Annotated in this window: 16 protein-coding genes; 5 read left to right on the top strand and 11 right to left on the bottom strand. The window is 60.5% G+C overall.

Annotated elements, in window-relative coordinates; genetic code table 11:
- Positions 1–49: 49 nt before the first annotated feature.
- From DWZ52_RS09305 to DWZ52_RS09285, 5 genes are all read right to left on the bottom strand, one after another.
- Positions 50–685, bottom strand: coding sequence for a recombinase family protein (locus DWZ52_RS09305; protein ID WP_118385408.1), 636 nt, complete (start codon positions 683–685; stop codon positions 50–52).
- Between the two features lie 189 nt (positions 686–874).
- A complete protein-coding gene (locus DWZ52_RS09300; RefSeq protein ID WP_199579243.1) occupies positions 875–3,388 on the bottom strand; it encodes an excinuclease ABC subunit UvrA in 2,514 nt (837 codons plus the stop codon).
- Positions 3,381–4,499, bottom strand: a complete 1,119-nt coding sequence (locus DWZ52_RS09295; protein ID WP_117640593.1) for an AAA family ATPase — start codon at positions 4,497–4,499, stop codon at positions 3,381–3,383. The genes DWZ52_RS09300 and DWZ52_RS09295 overlap by 8 nt, the downstream gene beginning before the upstream one ends.
- A gap of 93 nt (positions 4,500–4,592) precedes the next feature.
- The gene (locus tag DWZ52_RS09290; RefSeq protein ID WP_117640592.1) at positions 4,593–6,596 is read right to left on the bottom strand and encodes a translation factor GTPase family protein; all 2,004 of its coding nucleotides are present in this window, start codon (positions 6,594–6,596) and stop codon (positions 4,593–4,595) included.
- 306 nt (positions 6,597–6,902) lie between these two features.
- Complete coding sequence (locus DWZ52_RS09285) at positions 6,903–7,391, bottom strand: N-acetyltransferase (RefSeq protein ID WP_117640591.1); 489 nt, start codon at positions 7,389–7,391, stop codon at positions 6,903–6,905.
- 77 nt (positions 7,392–7,468) lie between these two features.
- Between DWZ52_RS09285 and DWZ52_RS09280 the strand changes: the two genes are divergently transcribed.
- Complete coding sequence (locus DWZ52_RS09280) at positions 7,469–7,765, top strand: hypothetical protein (RefSeq protein WP_055310006.1); 297 nt, start codon at positions 7,469–7,471, stop codon at positions 7,763–7,765.
- 48 nt (positions 7,766–7,813) lie between these two features.
- On the opposite strand, the gene DWZ52_RS09275 is transcribed toward DWZ52_RS09280, so the two are convergent.
- Positions 7,814–8,518, bottom strand: a complete 705-nt coding sequence (locus DWZ52_RS09275) for a class I SAM-dependent methyltransferase (protein WP_117640590.1) — start codon at positions 8,516–8,518, stop codon at positions 7,814–7,816.
- A gap of 434 nt (positions 8,519–8,952) precedes the next feature.
- Here DWZ52_RS09275 and DWZ52_RS09270 point away from each other — a divergent pair, with 434 nt between their 5' ends.
- Positions 8,953–9,354: a hypothetical protein gene (locus DWZ52_RS09270; protein ID WP_117640589.1), complete on the top strand. Its 402-nt coding sequence runs from the start codon at positions 8,953–8,955 to the stop codon at positions 9,352–9,354.
- Between the two features lie 126 nt (positions 9,355–9,480).
- On the opposite strand, the gene DWZ52_RS09265 is transcribed toward DWZ52_RS09270, so the two are convergent.
- Entirely contained in the window at positions 9,481–10,293 is an 813-nt protein-coding gene (locus DWZ52_RS09265) for a putative RNA methyltransferase (protein WP_118259607.1), read from the bottom strand.
- 191 nt (positions 10,294–10,484) lie between these two features.
- Between DWZ52_RS09265 and DWZ52_RS09260 the strand changes: the two genes are divergently transcribed.
- On the top strand, positions 10,485–11,867 hold the full coding sequence (locus DWZ52_RS09260; RefSeq protein ID WP_117776027.1) for an MATE family efflux transporter: 1,383 nt from the start codon (positions 10,485–10,487) through the stop codon (positions 11,865–11,867).
- 27 nt (positions 11,868–11,894) lie between these two features.
- Here DWZ52_RS09260 and DWZ52_RS09255 read toward each other — a convergent pair whose 3' ends face one another.
- Entirely contained in the window at positions 11,895–12,761 is an 867-nt protein-coding gene (locus tag DWZ52_RS09255) for a LysR family transcriptional regulator (RefSeq protein ID WP_117776026.1), read from the bottom strand.
- Positions 12,762–12,919: 158 nt separating this feature from the next.
- Here DWZ52_RS09255 and DWZ52_RS09250 point away from each other — a divergent pair, with 158 nt between their 5' ends.
- Both DWZ52_RS09250 and DWZ52_RS09245 read left to right on the top strand, forming a co-directional pair.
- Positions 12,920–13,822 (top strand): DMT family transporter, encoded by a 903-nt coding sequence (locus tag DWZ52_RS09250; protein ID WP_118385406.1) that lies wholly within the window; start codon positions 12,920–12,922, stop codon positions 13,820–13,822.
- A gap of 88 nt (positions 13,823–13,910) precedes the next feature.
- Positions 13,911–14,636: a uracil-DNA glycosylase gene (locus DWZ52_RS09245; protein ID WP_118333968.1), complete on the top strand. Its 726-nt coding sequence runs from the start codon at positions 13,911–13,913 to the stop codon at positions 14,634–14,636.
- A 51-nt stretch (positions 14,637–14,687) separates the two neighbouring features.
- Here the strand turns inward: DWZ52_RS09245 and DWZ52_RS09240 are convergent, their stop codons facing one another.
- The 3 genes from DWZ52_RS09240 to DWZ52_RS09230 all read right to left on the bottom strand — a co-directional run bounded on the left by DWZ52_RS09240 (position 14,688) and on the right by DWZ52_RS09230 (position 17,870).
- A complete protein-coding gene (locus DWZ52_RS09240) occupies positions 14,688–15,368 on the bottom strand; it encodes an SDR family NAD(P)-dependent oxidoreductase (protein ID WP_118333970.1) in 681 nt (226 codons plus the stop codon).
- A gap of 9 nt (positions 15,369–15,377) precedes the next feature.
- On the bottom strand, positions 15,378–16,100 hold the full coding sequence (locus DWZ52_RS09235) for a VUT family protein (protein ID WP_233543264.1): 723 nt from the start codon (positions 16,098–16,100) through the stop codon (positions 15,378–15,380).
- Between the two features lie 156 nt (positions 16,101–16,256).
- Positions 16,257–17,870, bottom strand: coding sequence for a peptide chain release factor 3 (locus tag DWZ52_RS09230; RefSeq protein WP_117717017.1), 1,614 nt, complete (start codon positions 17,868–17,870; stop codon positions 16,257–16,259).
- Between the last annotated feature and the right edge of the window lie 154 nt (positions 17,871–18,024).

The following is an 18,024-nucleotide window of genomic DNA, read 5'->3' as shown; positions in this document are numbered from 1 at the left end:
GGCTCAATATCGCCGGTGTCAAAGAGGGCGATTACTCAAAAATGTCTAGCTAAAGAGGACGAGCAGACGACAAACGGTCAAAACTGGTCGCGTCCGCCCGTCTCCAACGATCGAACGTCGAGACGCTGACGTTCAAAAGCGCAGCAGCCTCTCGCCTCGTAACCTCTCCCCCTTCGAATAATTTGATGACATCGCGATAGCTATCTGGGCGTTCGAATGCCGGCCTTCCAAATTTCACGCCACGCAAAAGCGCCGACGCGATGCCCTCCGCCTGGCGTTGCTTGATGTTTTCGCGCTCTAGCTGCGCCACATAGCTCAAGATTTGAAGAACCAGATCCGCCATGAACGTTCCCGTAATGCCATCAGGCTGCTCGCGCGTATCGAGCAATGGCATATCAAGCACCACGATGGCAGCATTCCTATCCACCGTGATGCGTCGCCACTCATCGAGGACTTCACGATAATTGCGGCCCAAACGATCGATACTTTTGATCACGAGAACGTCGCCTTCGCGCAGCCTGCGAAGAAGACGCTGGTACTGGGGACGCTTAAAGTCCTTACCGCTTGCCTTGTCAGCATAAATCTGGCTCCGTTGCACGGGAAACCTTGCCAGCGCGTCTAATTGGCGGCCCAGGTTCTGGTCTGCGGAAGAGACACGCGCATACCCAAAGATTCGATTGTCCATAATTGCCCCTATCGGCTGCCTCTTGGCAGCATCAGCTCAAGCGAGAGCCCACTCACTATAGGGCGTGCAAATTTCGCGAATGGGTTGAGGCCATTTTGACCCTCACGCGAAAACTGTTCAAGCGCCATGCCGACAGATGCTGGCTTTAACGGGAATGTGACAAAGGGACAGTCCCTTTGTCACATTCGGTTAGAGGTAGCGGCCGGTGATGCTTGCGGAGCAGGCAGCGATGTCGCCCGGCGTGCCGACACAGACGATTTGTCCGCCTGCGTCGCCGCCGCCCGGGCCCATGTCGATCACGTAATCGGCATTACGGATAAGATCGAGGTCGTGTTCGATCACGATAACCGTGGCGCCCTTGGCAACGAGACCGTCGAACACGCTCAGCAGCACCTGAACATCGAGCGGGTGCAGGCCGATCGTGGGCTCGTCGAACACAAACACGGCATCATCCTGCACGCGGCCCATCTCGCTCGCGAGCTTAAGACGCTGCGCCTCGCCGCCCGAAAGCGCCGGTGTGGGCTCGCCAAGTGTGAGATAACCCAAGCCCAGGTCGTGCAAGGTCTGCAAGCGCGCCTGAACCTTCTTGAGTCCCACCGTGGCGTCGAGGGCCTCGTCCACACTCATGTCCATAAGCTGTGGCAACGTCAGCAAGCTCCCGTCCTTGCCCTCGCGATGGATATGCGAAGCCGCATCTGCATAACGTGAGCCGCGACATGCCGGGCAGACGATCTCGACGTCGGGCAAAAACTGCACGTCGAGCGATATCGAACCCGTGCCATCGCACGTAGGGCAGCGCAAAGCGCCAGTGTTGTAGCTAAATGCGCCTGCCTTGTAGCCGGCTGCCTTGGCCTCGGGCGTGCGGGCGAAGGCGCGACGCAGTTCATCATGGATGTCGGCATAAGTCGCTACCGTCGAACGCACGTTGGCACCGATGGGCGTGGCGTCTATCAGGTTGGCACGTGCAATGCCCTCGGCATCGACCCAACGCACGTGTTTTGGCAGGCGCTCGCCGGCTGCCTGCGCCTTAAGTGCCGGGATGAGTGTCTCGAGCACCAACGTCGTCTTACCCGAACCCGAAACGCCCGTCACCGCGACAAGGCGACCGCGCGGGATATCGACTTCGAGCGGTTTGACGGTATGGATGGCATCGGTCGCCATGCGGATATGGCCCCGGTCAAACATTTCGTCGTCAGGCACCTGCGGACGCAAGCGCTCAGGCTCCGAGCGCAAAAATGGGGCGATGCGGCTGCCCTGCGATTCTTCGACCTCGCCTACCGCGCCCGCGGCGATCACATTGCCGCCGCCTGCTCCGGCAACGGGGCCCATCTCGACCAGATAGTCGGCTTCCGCCAGTACGCGCGTGTCGTGGTCGACAACGACCACGGTGTTGCCGTCATCCACCAAATCGCGCATCACGCCTACCAGGCCGTCGACATTGGCAGGATGCAAGCCAATCGAGGGCTCGTCCAGCACATAGAGCACGCCCGTCGATCGGTTACGCACCACGCGGGCGAGCTGCACGCGCTGACGCTCGCCCGTGGAGAGCGTGGCACCGGCGCGGTCGAGCGAAAGGTAATCGAGGCCCAGATCGACCAGTCGACGGGCCGTGCTCAAAAACGAATCGCAGATATCCGTCGCCATGGGCTGCATCTCGGCCGGCAAGGATGCGGGCACCCCGCGCACCCACTCAATCGCCTCACCCAGCGTCATAGCCGCGGCCTGCGCCAGATTGATACCGCGCACCTGGGGATGGCGTACGGCCTCGGAGAGACGCGTGCCGCCACAGTCACGGCATGGCCCCTCGCGCAAAAAGCGCGCCACGCGCTTGAGGCCCTTGTCGTCCTTAACCTTGGCGAGCGCATTCTCGACGGTATAGACAGCGTTGTAATAGGTAAAATCGAGCGGCGTGGCGCCCTCGCCGTTTTTGGGAACGTAGAGAATGTGCTTTTTAACCGCCGGACCGTGGAACACGATGTCGCGCTCTTGAGGCGTGAGCTGGTTAAACGGCACGTCGGTGCGCACGCCCATCTCGCCAGCCACCTGCTTCATCAGATCCCACATGAGTGTGCCCCAAGGAAGCACCGCGCCCTCGTTGATAGTCTTGGACTCGTCGGGCACCAGGCTCGCCTCGTCCACCTCGCGCATGACGCCGGTACCGCCACAGGTGGGACATGCACCGCCGCTATTGAAAGCCAAATCCTCGGCACTCGGCGCGTAGAACTCGCGGCCACATGTCGGACACGTGAGCGACAGGCCTGCAGCCACGTTAAGGCTCGGCTCCACGCGCGCCCCGCAATGTGGGCACACGTGATGGGCGCAACGGCTAAAGAGCAGACGCAGACTATTGTTGAGCTCGGTCATGGTACCAAAGGTCGAGCGCACGCCCGGCACGCTCGGACGCTGGTGCAGCGCGAGCGCCGCCGGCACGTGCAATACCTCATCCACCTGGGCGTGCTCGGCCTGTGTCAGACGACGTCGAGTATAGGTGCTGAGTGCTTCCAAGTAGCGACGCGAGCCCTCGGCATAAAGAACCCCCAGCGCCAGCGAGCTCTTGCCCGAGCCCGACACGCCGGCAATACCCACGAGCTTTCCCAGCGGAATATCGATATCGATGTCCTTAAGGTTATGGACGCGCGCACCACGCACCTCGATAGCCTGCGGGCTCATCTTCTGTTCCGTCACCTTTATCACCCTACTCATGCCATAAAATGCGATCGCGAATGTACTCGCCCAGCATGGGCACGGTAAACCGGACAAGGCCGTATCCGGCAGCCTCGACGACGCGCTCGCGAATCAGACTTGCACGATATTTACTCGCCCAGCTCTGGGTACGGTCACAGCGTTCAATGATATCCGCCGTGCGCGTCGGCTTGTCCTCGTCAACCGCCATAGCCTCGATAAAGAGGCGCTGAGGGCTGCGCAGACCGTAATACAGAGGTGCGTCAACCGCTTCGTAGAACTCGGAGACGGCATCCGCATGGCCATTCTCGACATCGCGCCTTTCGATGACCTGCGAGCCACGCCGGACAGCAGACCGCCACATGTAATAGCCCACCAGCTGAACCATATAGGGATGCCCCATGCTCTTGCGCGCCGCAAGGTCCGCCGTCTCCGCGTCAACGTAAAGACCAGCGTCTTTGACCGTCTGGATATACGAATCGCGCACTTTGGGCAAAGATATTGCCCCCAACGTACGCTGCTGGGCACGCCGCAAAAACGTCACGCTCGGCTCTTCGAGCAGATCGTCAACCATACTGGGCAAGCCGGCGAACGCCAGCGCAAGACCGCGCTGGTCGCTATCGGGCAAGCCCGTGGCATCCTGGTCTCCGAGCACCTGCTGATAGAGGACGGCAAGAGCCGCCAGTTCCTCGATAGACGCCGATTGTGCCTCGTCAATCGCAAACAAGACGCCCTTGCCCGGACCGAGCTTCTTGAGACGCTCGTTGACCAGCCCTCGCAATGTCTCGCCTTTTGCCCGCGCCGCCTCGACCGACATCCGGCCAAACGACGGCCCAAACTCCATTGACGTCACAACGGGTTTATTCGAGCGAAGCGCGTCGACCAAGCGGTCGCACAAACCAAGCGAAGCGGAATCGGAGACAACCGCCCATCCGCGCTCGCTGGCTAGACGTTGCAGCTCCCGCAGGAGAACCGTTTTGCCATAGCCGCGGTTTCCCGTAATGAGCATGAGCCTGCCCGGCGCTCCGGCGCCGTTGTCGAGCCCTTCCTCAAAATCTTCGATGACCGACTCGCGACCGATGAGTATCGGAGGCCGCTTACCAGCTGTGGGCTTAAAGGGATTTGGATTCATATCGGCCTCCTCGGATTGGCAAACCCTGGTAACAGTTATACCAACTTATACCGAGTTATACCAATAGCATGTGACAAAGGAACTGCCCCTTTGTCACATGTGGCCGAAAAACTCGGCGTCTGCTGCTCGCCAGGGGCGGAAGGTGGCGGGATCGACCTTTACGTGCGCCGCAGCGGGTGCGTCGTACCATTTGACCGTGTAGCCGGCGCCGTGGGCGCAAAAGACCGAGTCGGGCGTGTTGGGCAGATCGGCCTCGGGCTCGTAGGCGGCAGCCTCGATTACGCGCTCGCCATCATGGCAAGCCGCATAACCGGCGAACTCCAGGTACAGATGCCCGCGACCGCTCGTGTAGGCAGCCACCTCCAGCGCATAATCTTGCACCTCGGATGCCGGAACGCGACCCACAAGCTTCGCCCGGTCTCCCGCCATCGTCGGCGGCTCGTACTCGGCACTCATGCGCGTGGCATCCGAGAGCGCCCGGCCCACGCACTCCCCCGGCACCTCGAGCTCAAAGCGATACCACGGCTCCAACAACACCGCCGCGCCGGCCTCGCGCGCCTGCATCAAACCCTGGCGAATCGCGCGGTACGTGGCCTGGCGAAAATCGCCGCCCTCGGTGTGTTTGGCATGCGCGCGGCCGCCCGTGAGCGTAATGCGCACATCGGTGATGGGCGAGCCCGTCAGCACGCCCAGGTGGTCGCGCTCCATAGCGTTGGTGAGTGCCAAACGCTGCCAGTTAAGATCGAGCTCGTCGGTCGAGGTCACGGTGCCAAACTGCACACCCGAACCCGCCGGCAACGGCTCCAGGCGCAGATGCACCTCGGCATAGTGGCGCAGCGGCTCAAAGTGGCCCACGCCCTCGACCGGCCGCGAAATAGTCTCCTTATAGAGAATGCCGCCGGGCTCAAACGCAACCGAAAGGCCAAAGCGATCAGCCAACACCCGCTGCACGACCTCGAGTTGCACGGCGCCCATCAACTGCAAATGGATCTGCTCAAGATGCGTATTCCAGCTTACGCCGAGCATGGGATCTTCGTCCGCCAACTCACTCAGCGCTTTAAACACCGCATGAACGTCGTGTTCGCCCGGCAGCACCGTATAGGTGAGGACCGGAGCGATGACGGGCGCATCGCCCGCGGGCTCCGTGCCCAGGGCGTCCCCTGGGCGAACGTGCGCAAGACCCGTCACGGCGCAAATACCGCCAGCAGCAACTTCTTGGGCAAGCTCATACTTCTCGCCGTTATAGATGCGTACCTGATCGACCTTCTGTTCCCACGCCTCGGCACTGGAATGCCCGCTGATCATCTGTTTTGCGCGCAGCGTGCCGCCGGTCACTTTAACCCAAGCCAAGCGCTCGCCACGATCCCCGCGGCTGACACGATAGACGCGCGCGGCAAACTCCGGGAGCCACGCCTGTTCACGCATCAGCGCGCATATGCCATCCAGCAACTCGTCCACGCCTTGGTCCTTGAGCGCCGAGCCGGCAAAGCAGGGAAAGAGCTTGCGCTCGGCAACCATGCGCGACAGCGTTGCGACGGAAAGCTCACCCGCTTCAAGAAACTCCTCGAGTGCCGCCTCGTCCAACGCAGCAGCGTCCTCCTGAACGGCGCCGCCCGCCAGCAGTTCGCTGGCATCCAGGCAGCCTTCGGAAAGACGTTGCCCAAGTTGTGCCAGCAAAACCTCGCGGCCGGGATTCTCCAAATCGATTTTGTTGATATAGATGAACGTCGGGATGTCATAGCGCGCAAGCAGGCGCCACAGGGTTTCGGTGTGCCCTTGTACGCCGTCGTTGGCGCCCACAACCAAAATCGCGTAGTCGAGTGCGCGCAATGTGCGCTCCGCCTCGGCAGAAAAATCGACATGCCCCGGCGCATCAACGAGCATGACGTGGGTATCGCCATGGTCGAGCACGGCCTGCGACGAGAAGATCGTAATGCCGCGCTCGCGCTCGATCGCGTTAGTGTCCAGATGCGAATCGCCATCGTCCACGCGGCCGCGCTTGCGAATACGACCTGCGTTGAACAACATGGCCTCGGCCAGCGTGGTCTTGCCGGCATCGACATGCGCCAAGATTCCAACGACCGCTTGTTTCGACATGGCTCTCCTCTTATTGCAAGCCCATCGCACGCGGCAACGGGCGCTCTCGTTCCACACTGGATGATACAATTTACGGGCCGGCGGGCGAAGCGGGCCCTATCCCCCGACCGAGCTCATCGCCCCGCGTTGCCGCGCAGCGATTTTCGTAGGTTCGCGCCTTGCGAAAGCCGGCACCTCCCCTTTTTGTCTGCCCGGGTTCATCTGGAACGGCAGCGACGCGAGCCCCACAACAACGCGTTTTGCCAAAAAATGGCCCCACCCGGGGCCATTTTCATTTAGATGGAGTGTTGGTATGCGCCTGGGCGCTTATGCCTCGCGCAGCCAGTCAAACGCAACACGCGGTGTGCCGTCCGACACATACACGACGCCGGCGCGCTCGAACCCCGCCTTAACGATCGCACCCTGCATGGGAAGGTTGTCCTGATGCGTGTCGATGCGCAGGTGGTCGGCGCGCTCCTTGGCAAAGACAAACATCGCAGCCGCGATGCCGTGCACGGTGCCGTCGGATGCCACACGGTGCAGCACGGCGTATGGAGTGTCGCTACGCCATTGGCCGCCCTCAATCACGTCATAGCACTCGTCCGGACCCGGTAAAAAGGCAAACGTCGCCACCACGCGGCCGTCGACTTCGCACACGTAACTGCCACCAGCGGCAATATCGGCAGCCAGCTGCTCGGCCGAAGGCGTGCCCTCGGGCCACTGCATGGCGTTGCCATGCGCGCGCATAAAAGCGCGGGCCGCGTCATAGATAGCCATGACGGCGGGAATGTCGGTATCGAGGGTTTTTCTGATCATCACGCGGCGACCTCACGTTTATTGGTATCACTTTGATTGAGCAATGATACCAGCGTTTGAAGAGGGGCGCGAAGCAGATGGGGAGCAAAAAGCGAGCCGCCTGGTCAAAGGCAAAGAGCGAGTTTTTGGGCGCTGCCACCGGCGGCGATATGAGCGATCTGTTTGCGCGCGAAGACGAGCGCCGCGACGCCCTGGACGCCGAGCGCGATGAAGCCTGGCGCTACAAGTCGTGCGAACGCAAAAACCGTTACGACACGCGCGCCGAGGCCGAGGCAGTTATGGCCGACTGCGAAAACCGCGGGCGGCGCGGCCTTGCCTGCTACAAATGCGAATACTGCGGCGGATGGCATCTGACGTCGCACCCCTGGAAATAGGCCCCGCATCGGCACGGCGCTGGCGAAGCGCCGGCCATCGCACGCAAGCTACGGGCGCGGCGGCACCAAAACGTCGTAGCGAACGGCCTTGCCCGCGAGCTGATAGCTCGGCTTAACGCCGGCAAGCAGCGGCCCCTTCACCGGCCGTTTGATAACGACTTTGCGCGGATACACCGCAAGCGCTGCCTGGACCAGCGTCTCCTCGTCGGCGCACGGCTGCTCCAGATGATGCAAAAGCTGAAACTTCTTTTTAACCGCCGCACTCTTGGCGCGCTCGGGAAACATAGGGTCCAGATACACCACGTCGGGAGCGGCGAGCTCACCCTGCTCGATCAGCTCGGCCGTATGGCGAAGGCCGGCAATGCTGTCCTCGCCGGCATGTAAGCGCATTCGTGCCACGGCTGTCGCAAGCGCCGGATCATCTGTCGCGCGATCCAAGGCATCCTTGAGAAGCGCCGCGATCACGCAATCCTGTTCATACAGATCGACGGTAAAGCCCGCGGCCGCCAGCAGCAGCGAGTCCTCGCCAAAGCCTGCTGTGGCATCAATCGCCCATGGTTGTTCGATGCCTTTTGTGCGCGCAGCCTTTACCAACAGCTCTTGCTGCAGACGACCCTGCTTGAGCCGTGGGCGCATGCGGGCAAAATCGGCACGCAGCTCCATCGTGCCATCGGTGAGCGTGAGGCCCTCGAACGTCCGCACGAGCTCTAGCCCTGCGGCCCGAGCAACAGAAAAGGGATCGACGACGCCCATGGACACTCCTTAGCAAACAAAACGAATACATGGGCGCCATTCATGTCGGCACCCAACCGTCCGTTATTGTCCCACATGCGACATGGTCCACAGCATCCCAATGCAAAGCACAGCCATCAATACCGTGCACACGGCAGCGATCACAGAATCACTCATGCGCCTTCCCAGCGACCGCGGCTCATCCACTTGCTTGACTCCGTACATCATGGCTCCTCCTTCGGTCCAGCTCTTACCATGGCCTCATCATCGCAGCGCCGCGCATGCGCTGCCATCGATTTGACTTACGTCCAGCTTTCCTTTTTGAAAGGTTGAACCGTGCAGGCAAGAGACGCTTTCAGGCGCATGCATCGCCGCGTTGAACTACAATGTGCTTCACCATATGTGCAGCACATAGGGTGCGCCAGGTTGGCGTACTCGTATCGAAAGGACCAGCCATGAGCTTCACTCGCAAGACTCTCAAAATCCTTGCCCTGATTTATTTTGTTCTGGGCATCGCCAGTCTCGTCATTGGAATCGCCGGCATCGCGACCGGCAAGTTCGAGTCCACCTACGGATCGAACGCCATGCTCGCCGCGGCCGTGATTATCGCCAAGGGCCTCATCGATCTTGCCGCGGGCGTTGCGGGCATCAAGGGCGCCAACAAGCCTTCGCAGGTGGATGGTGCGTTTAAGCTCGGCATCGTCGCCGCAATCGCCACGATTGCGCAGGCCGTGCTCACGCTTCCCGCGTTTGGCGGCGACGCCATCAACTTTGGCGCCTTTGTCATCGTGGTGTACGACCTGTTCTTTATTCAGCAGGCACACGACATTAAGGCCGAGAACAAGGACCGCCTGTAGACTCCCTCCTTCCACTGCCCCCTACATCCAAGCAACCAACAAGGACCGATCGCGCAGCAACGCGGTCGGCCCTTTACATTTGCCCAGATAAAACCTGCCAAAATAAACCTGTCCCTTTTTGGTAGGTTAGTGGCGGTACTCGGCGATGATGAAGTCGATGTCGGTTTGAAGGGTGTCCAGGTTTGCCAGGCGCTCTTTGTCGGCGGGGCGCGTGCGGTAGTAGTACGGCGTCATCTGGAACACCGCCTCGATGTCGGCCTGGGTCTGGAGCGTAATGTTCGCAGACACCCGCTGCGTTCCGACCAACTCGAGCTCGGTAGTCTTCGGCAGCTTCTCGTCGTTGAGATATGGCGTGTCGTAGAGCACCTCCTTGAGCCCAAACAGATGACGGGCACCCGGCACCACGGTGTAGAGCGAGCCCCCGGGCGCCAGCACGCGAGAAAACTCACGCTCGTTAAAGGGAGCAAAGAGCTCGGTCACCATATCAAAGGCGCCATCAGCCACGGGGATATCCTTCATGTTGGCCACAAAATAGGTCGCATCGCCGCGCTTGGCGGCCAGGCGCACCATCTCTTTGCCCAAGTCGAACCCGTAAGCGTCCACGCCCGGCACCGCACCCATGGCGCTGGTGTAGTAGCCCTCGCCGCAGCAAATATCGAGCAAGGTCATGGGGCCGTTCGTAGACGCGGCACGTTCAGACACCCGCTCGCGCACCAGCTCGACCATCGCATCGCGCAACAGCGCATAGTATCCACGGTTCAGAAAGTCACGACGGCTGCGCGCCTGCGACTTGGGATCGCCCATGGAGTCGCCGCTCTTGGACGAGCGCAGCAGATACAGATAGCCCTCGCGCGCACGGTCAAACCGGTGTCCACCCGCACATGCAGCACCGCGCTCGTCGTCCACCAACGGCTCATGGCAAACGGGACACAACAACATGGCAACTCCTTAGCGCGAACAACACAACGCCCACCATTGTCGCACGCCTTCCCCACCTAGTCATAGAAGAGACAAGGAGTGTCCCCAGCTGCCGACAGAAAAGGAACGTCCCTAAGTGCCGGCTGGCTGCATTAGGAGTATCATCGTCTGCGCAAATAAGCACGAAAGAGCATATTAGAGATTGAGAGCGTATGGCAGGCACCGCATCTAAGCACATTGACATGACCACCGGCTCGCTATGGCGCAATATTCCCCTGTTCGCCTTCCCCGTGGCCGCCACGAGCATCTTGGAGCAGCTGTCGAACCTCATCGCCACGGTCATCATCGGTAACTTCTCGGGCGACCAGGGAACCCTCGCCATGGCGGCGGTCGGCTCCAATGTTCCGCTTACCAGTCTTATGCTCAACCTTTTTATTGGCATGTCGCTTGGCTCCAACGTGGTCATCGCCAACGCTATCGGCCGCAACGATCAGAACATGGTCAAACGCGCCGTCCATACCTCGATTTTAATGGCGCTCGTGGGCTTTGTCGTCATCGCACTGGGCGAGATCTTTGCCGAGCCCATGCTCGCTGCGCTCAACGTGCCTGCCGAGACCATGCCGCTCGCCTCGCTCTACCTGCGCGTCTTTTTGCTCAGCATGCCCTCGATCTTGCTCTACAACTTTGAGGCCGCGATCTTCCGCTCCGTCGGCATCACCCGCATGCCGCTGCAGGCGCTCGCCGTGTCCACCGTCCTCAACATTGGCCTGGACCTCATCTTTGTCCCCGTGCTCCACTGGGGCGTCACGGGCGTCGCCATCGCCACCGCCATCGCCTACACCGTCAGCGCCGCCACACTCTTTGTCCACCTGCTCAAGACCGACTCCGTCGTCCGCGTCACCCCACGCGACTTAGGCTTAGACCCCGTCGCCCTCAAGCGCATCGTCAAGATCGGCCTGCCCGCCGGCATCCAAAGCGCTGTCTTTGCCGTCGCCAACATCATCATCCAGTCCGCCATCAACAGCTTGGGCACCGAGGTCATGGCGGCATCAAGCGCCGCCATGAGCTTGGAGTACGTGTGCTACAACCTGCTCAACAGCTTTAGCCAGGCTTGCACCACCTTTGTGGGACAAAACCACGGCGCTCGCCAGATCGACCGCTGCACCAAGACGCTCAAGGTCTGCCTGATCGAAGGCGGTATCGTTGCACTCACCACGATTATCGTTATCGTCGGTCTGGGGCGCGAGATCCTATCGCTCTTTAACAGCGACCCCAACATCGTCTCGATCGGCTACATCCGCGTGTGTTCGATCTTCCCGGCATACGCCTTTAGCATGTTTTACGAAAACATGTCCGGCTACCTGCGCGGCTTTGGCATCTCGCTCATGCCCGCCCTCATCACCATGATCTGCGTCTGCGGCATTCGCTTCTATTGGGTATTCTGCGTGTTCCCGCACTTCCGTACCTTTGCGAACATCATGATGGTCTACCCCATCAGCCTGGGCACCACGGCATTCTTTATGGTCGTGGCGGTATTGCTCTGCCACCCGGCACGCACCTATCACACCGCCCAAGCCAAAGCGACAGCCCGCTAAACACCGCACTCAACGTCACGCCAGTCATTAATTGACAATATGCGAGCTCATATAGTCGATAAAACGCCTCGTGGCGATAGGCATGGTGTCCCAGCTGCGCCAAGCTGCCACCACGTCGCGCGAGGGAGCATGCACGATGGGACGTACGCGGATATCGGCCCGCATGCCCTCGACGGTACGGCGATACAGCATACTTACGCCTAGGCCCTCCTCCACCATCGCCATGATGGTGTAGTCGTCGGTGACCTCACTCGTCACGTGCGGCGACAGCCCGTGCGCCGCGAATGCATCGAGCACCAGGCTCTGCTCGCCCTCATCCAGTAACACAAACGGTTCGGACGCCAGGTCGGCGAGTGTCACCTTTTCCTTTGCCGTCAGCGGATGCGCGGCCGGCAACAATGCTACCAACTCGTCGTGATAGACCACGCGCTTCTCGAGCCCAGCGGTAAATCCGCGCGCCGTAAAACAAAAATCAACCACGCCATCGTGTACCCATTGAGCGTTGCGCGTGTAATCGCCCTGCTTGAGGGTAAAGCGTACGCCCGGGTGCAGCGCACCAAAGTCGCGGATCACGCGTGGCAACACGGTACGACTCACGTTGGTAAATGTCGCAATGCGAATATCAGTCGAGGAGAACCCCAGCAGCTCCTGGCGCTTGCCCTCGAGCTCGGCCTCAGCGGTCACAATCTGGCGCAGGAACGGCAGATATTGTTTACCGTCGCGCGTAAGCGAAACGCCCTGCTTACCGCGCTCGATAAGCGTGGTACCCAGCTCGCGCTCGAGCGCTTTGACGGCCTGGCTCACCGCACTTTGCGTATAGCCCAGTTCGTCGGCCGCGCCCTTAAGACTGCCGCAATCGACCACCATACAAACAATCTGATACCGCGATGCCATCGTGCCTCCACATCGATGTAGCCGTAAAACGTTTTGCCAGGGCTTTTTCTACTAGCATTAGTATTTCTTAATCATACTGAAGATACATTCGCTTTACTACATCCATATCTGGGAGCAGAATCCTTTTTGCGAAACCGTTCTGTAACAAAAGGAGTCCCATGGATCGCAAAAAAGCAATCGCGCTCTCATTTTCCGTTCCCGTCGCATGGGGCTTTTCGTACCCCCTCATGAAGATCGGCATGGACAGCATGAACGCCACGAGCATCGTTGCGCTGCGCTGCATCATCGCCTTTGCAGCTTGCCTTGTGCTCTTTCACAAGCACGCGCTGCGCATCAACCGTGACCTGATGGTTCGCGCCGCCATCATCGGCGCCATCATGGCAACCGAGCTCACCTGCATGTGCCTGGGCTCCAGCCTCACCTCCGCCTCCACCGCTGGCTTTTTGCAGAGCCTGACGGTCGTGATCGTGCCGTTTGCCAACGCCGCCCTGCTGCGTCGCGCCCCCGAGCGCAAGGTACTCATCGGCACCGCCATCGTCACCTGCGGTATGCTGCTGCTCTCGGGTGCCGACTTTACCAGCCTGAATCCCGGCGCGATCATCATGTTGCTCTCAGCCTTTATCTATGCCAGCCACATTATCGTAGCCAAGCGCTTTGTCGAAGAAGTCGACCCACTGGCCTTGGGTGTTTGGCAGCTGGGCTTTGGCGGCCTGTTCTCGGGCATCGCCGCGTGCACCTTTGGCGGCTTCACGCTTCCCAGCACGCCCAACGAAATCGTCGTGGTCGTCGCGCTCGCACTCATCTGCTCTGCCTACGGCTTTATCACCCAGACGCTCGTGCAGCCCCACGTGCCCGCCGAGACCACCGGCTTTGCCTTCTCGCTGAAGCCGGTCTGCTCCGCCGTCTTCTCGTTCTTCCTGGTCGGCGAGGTCCTGAGCCCCATCGCCTTCTTTGGCGCCGCCCTCATCCTCACCGGTGTGATGGTGGCAACCGTCGAGCTCCCGCGCCTTCGCTCGCAAGGACACGCTCACATGGCAGGAGCGCCCGAGCGCGTCTCGTAGACCCCACTCTTCATGCAGCCGCGGCATAAAGGCAACCGGTGCGCCTTTACAATAGATGCCAACAGAGCATCTGCCGTAAAGGAGCCCCATGGACACCGCAACTCGCGACCGCAACATAGCAACTTGGTTGGGCGATGCGCCGCAGCCGGTACGTGACACAACGAACCAGCTGCTCGAGCGCATCGCCCTTTTACGTGCCGAGCAGACTATCTACCCGGCACAAGACGACATCCTCAATGCCCTCGCCTATACGCCGGCCAACCAGGTCAAGGTTGTCATTTTGGGTCAAGATCCCTATCACGGACCCAACCAGGCCATGGGGTTATCGTTCTCGGTCCCCGCGTCGCAAACCAAGTTGCCGCCGAGCCTGCGCAACATCTATAAGGAACTCAACGCCGATCTGGGTTGTCCCATTCCCGCCACGGGAGACCTAACCCCATGGGCACAACAGGGCGTCCTGCTCCTCAACACGACGCTCACCGTGCGCGAGCATGCCGCCAACTCGCACGCCAAGCTGGGCTGGAGCACCCTGACCGATTACGTCATCGAACGCTGCTGTCAGCTGCCCCAGCCGGTCGTCTTTTTGGCATGGGGTCGCTTTGCCCAGCAGATGGTCGAAGGCAAGCTCGCCGCGACCGGCGCGGGAAAGGCAACCGGCAAGTTCTGTCTGGCCTCTACGCACCCCTCGCCGCTTTCGGCAAACCGTGCCACGGCAGAACTCCCCGCTTTTATGGGGTCGTGCCCCTTCTCCGCTGCCAATCGGCTACTCGAACAGCACGGCTCGACCCCCGTCAACTGGACTTGCCTCGGCTAAAAATCGATACATCAAAAAACGCGCCCGACGGCTTCCCATCGGGCGCGTTTCCTATTCGGGCCAAATAAATTGTGTGCGGCCGGCCTCGCCGCCATCGATCAGCAGGCTCTGCCCGGTCATAAACCGGTTGGTCACGCCCACAAAGTAGATCCACTCGGCGATCTCTTGGGCGGTGGCCCAGCGTTTAAGCGGCGTGAGCTCCATAATCTGGTTCCACAGGTGTTCGTCTTCCATCACGCAACGGTTGAGCGGCGTGATAACGCCGCCCGGGTCCACACTGTTGGCGATAGCCTGCGGCGCCAGACGGTTTGCAAGGTTCTTGGTGTAGGCGATAACGCCGCCCTTGCTGGCGGCATAGGCGGGAAACTCCGATCCCGTATGCCCGCTCGCCGACCCCACATTGACCACGGATGTAATGGCCGGCGCCGGCTTGGCGGCAAGCCCCTCCCCCACAAAGGCATAGCGCTCGGTCACGTTGATGGTGCCGCACAGGTTGGCGGCAATATCGTCGGCCGAATCCTGCGTGCCGGCAACGTTCACGATCACCTGGGGTTCAAGCTCGTCTGGAAACGAATCCGGCTCGCGGACATCGACGATCAGATGGCGATAGCGCTCGTGCTCGACTGCCGCCGGCAGCAGATCAAAGCCCACGACCTCGTGACCCTCGTCCAAAAAGCGCTGCACGCACGCGGCTCCAATACCACCCGAAGCACCCGTGATCAAAACCCGCATACTTGCTCCTTAGGCGATTGCGTGGCGCTCGAGGTACTCGGCACCCACATTCTCACGCTCCCAGCCACGCACGACCTTGTAGCCCACGGGGCTCAGGAAGACCTCGCACAGCAGCTCGGCAACAGCGCCGGTCAGCGAGCACATAAGGACCTGTACCCAGGTCCAACCAAAGAACGTGTGGCTCACCACAATGGCAAAGACCAGGTTGTCGATAAACTGGCCAACACCCGTGGACACATAGGAACGGAAGGCAAAGCTCGCAAAGTTATTCTTTTTGAGCATACGGCCGAGCGACTGGTTGAGCGTGGAGTTCACCACGGCAGAAACGAGCATTGCCAGCGAAGAGCCCAACACCACGTACCAGGTGCCGCCGATGGTGGCGTTAAGGGCGGTGTTGACCTCGATCATGCCCGTGTCATAGTAGGCGCCCCACATGCCGGGCGTGAGCGAGCACAGCCAAAAGCACAGGCTTACGGCCAGGTTGACCGCCAGCGCGAGGATAGAGATTTTGATGGATGCCTTGGCGCCAAAACGCTTGCAGATCATGTCCTGGCACAAAAACGAGACCCAGCTCACCACAAAGCCGCAGTCGAGCGCCAGATATGGCAGGCTGATAAGCTCTTTGTTGGCCAGCAGGTTCATCATGATGACACTCACGAAAAACAGCGAAACCGTTGCCGCGGGAATGCTCCGCAACAGGACCTTGTAGTCCTCCATGACCTTCTTGATCATTATGTACTCCTTTGGTTTTAGGTTTAACGAGCAGGATATCGGACCCGAACTGCTCGGACGTCACGGGCTTGAGACGACGATGGGTATAATAGCCGCTCACACGGCATCAGGCAAGCAAACGACGCGGCAGCCCCACAGGGCCACCGCGCCGGTGCGCTAAAACGTTACGTTGCCGAACTCCGACAGGACAAGGTCGGGGTTGTGGTCGGTAGCCCAGTCCACGTTCCACGGGCTCGTGAACAGCAGCAGTTTGCCGCCGCGCATGTCCTCGACGCGCAGGGTATCGCGCGTGAGCGAAAGGCCCGGGATATCGATGGTGTCGGGGTCGTTTTGGATCCAGCGGATGTCCGTATAGGGCAGCGGCTGGCGACGAACCTCAACACGGTACTCGGCCTTGAGGCGGCGCTCGAGTACCTCAAACTGCAGCACGCCGACCACGCCCACGATGACGCTCTCCATGCCGGCACCCAGCTCGCGGAAGATCTGGATGGCGCCCTCCTGGGCAAGCTCCTCCATGCCCTTCACAAACTGCTTGCGCTTGAGCGTGTCGACCTGCGTAATGCGGGCAAACATCTCGGGGGCAAACGTCGGGATCTGCGGATACTGCACGTGGCGCTTGCCGGAGCACACGGTGTCGCCGATGCTAAAGATACCGGGATCGAACAGGCCCACGATGTCGCCGGCGTACGCCTCGTCCACGATGGCGCGATCGTCGGCCATCATCGAGGTGCCCGTAGCCAGCTTGAGCTTGCGGTTGCCCTGCACATGGAAGGCATCCATGCCGCGCTCGAACTTGCCCGAGCAAATGCGCACAAAGGCAATGCGATCGCGATGGTTCTTGTCCATGTTGGCCTGGATCTTAAACACGAAGCCGCTAAAGTCGTTCTCGGCGGGCGCGACCGGCTCGCTGGTGAGTGTATCGGTATAGGCGCGCGGCGTCGGGGCCAGACGCAGGAACTCTTTAAGGAAGGGCTCCACACCAAAGTTGGTGAGTGCCGAGCCAAAGAACGCCGGGCTCAGCTTGCCGCAGGCCACGGCATCCAGGTCGAGCTCGTCACCGGCGCCATCGAGCAGCTCGATGTCGTCCATCAGGTTCTTGTGGTTCTCCTCGCCAATAAGCTCGTCCATGGCCGGATCGCCCAGCTCGGCCTCGACCTCGGCGACCTTCTTGGTGGCGTTGGCGTGGCCGTCGCCCTCAAAGGCAATGACGCGACGGGTCTGACGATCGAACACGCCGCGGAAGTTGCGCCCGCTGCCGATCGGCCAGTTCATGGGATACGTATTGATACCCAGGACGTTCTCGATCTCTTCCATGAGCTCAAACGGATCGCGAGCCTCGTGGTCGAGCTTGTTCACAAAGGTAAAGATGGGAATATGGCGCAGCGTACAGACCTTAAAGAGCTTTTTGGTCTGGGCCTCGACGCCCTTAGCGCCGTCGATGACCATGACTGCGGCGTCGGCGGCCATAAGGGTACGGTAGGTATCCTCCGAGAAGTCCTGGTGGCCGGGGGTATCGAGGATGTTGACGCAGGCGCCGTTGTAGGTGAACTGCAGCACCGAGGAGGTAACGGAAATACCGCGCTCCTTCTCGATGTCCATCCAGTCCGAGACGGCATGCTTGGCCGAGCTCTTGCCCTTGACCGAGCCGGCAGTCTGGATGCTGCCGGTATAGAGCAGCAGCTTCTCGGTAAGCGTGGTCTTACCGGCGTCCGGGTGGCTGATGATCGCGAATGTGCGGCGCGACGAGATTTCATCCGACAGGCTTGCCATGCGGATCCTTTCTTGCATTGAGTGCATTACGTCGATGTAACCGCACTATTGTAGCCGCGAAATCCCGCTCTAGGGCGCCTATCAGGACAAATTCATCAGTTGGGGCCTGGGTAGCCGGTTGATTTTCAATCTCAACGCAACAGCCTGAACGGGT

It is taken from the genome of Collinsella sp. AF33-16, assembly GCF_003475325.1.
Classification (GTDB): Bacteria; Actinomycetota; Coriobacteriia; order Coriobacteriales; family Coriobacteriaceae; genus Collinsella.
Note: the sequence above shows the minus strand (reverse complement) of the source record. Positions and strands in the feature narration are given on the sequence as shown.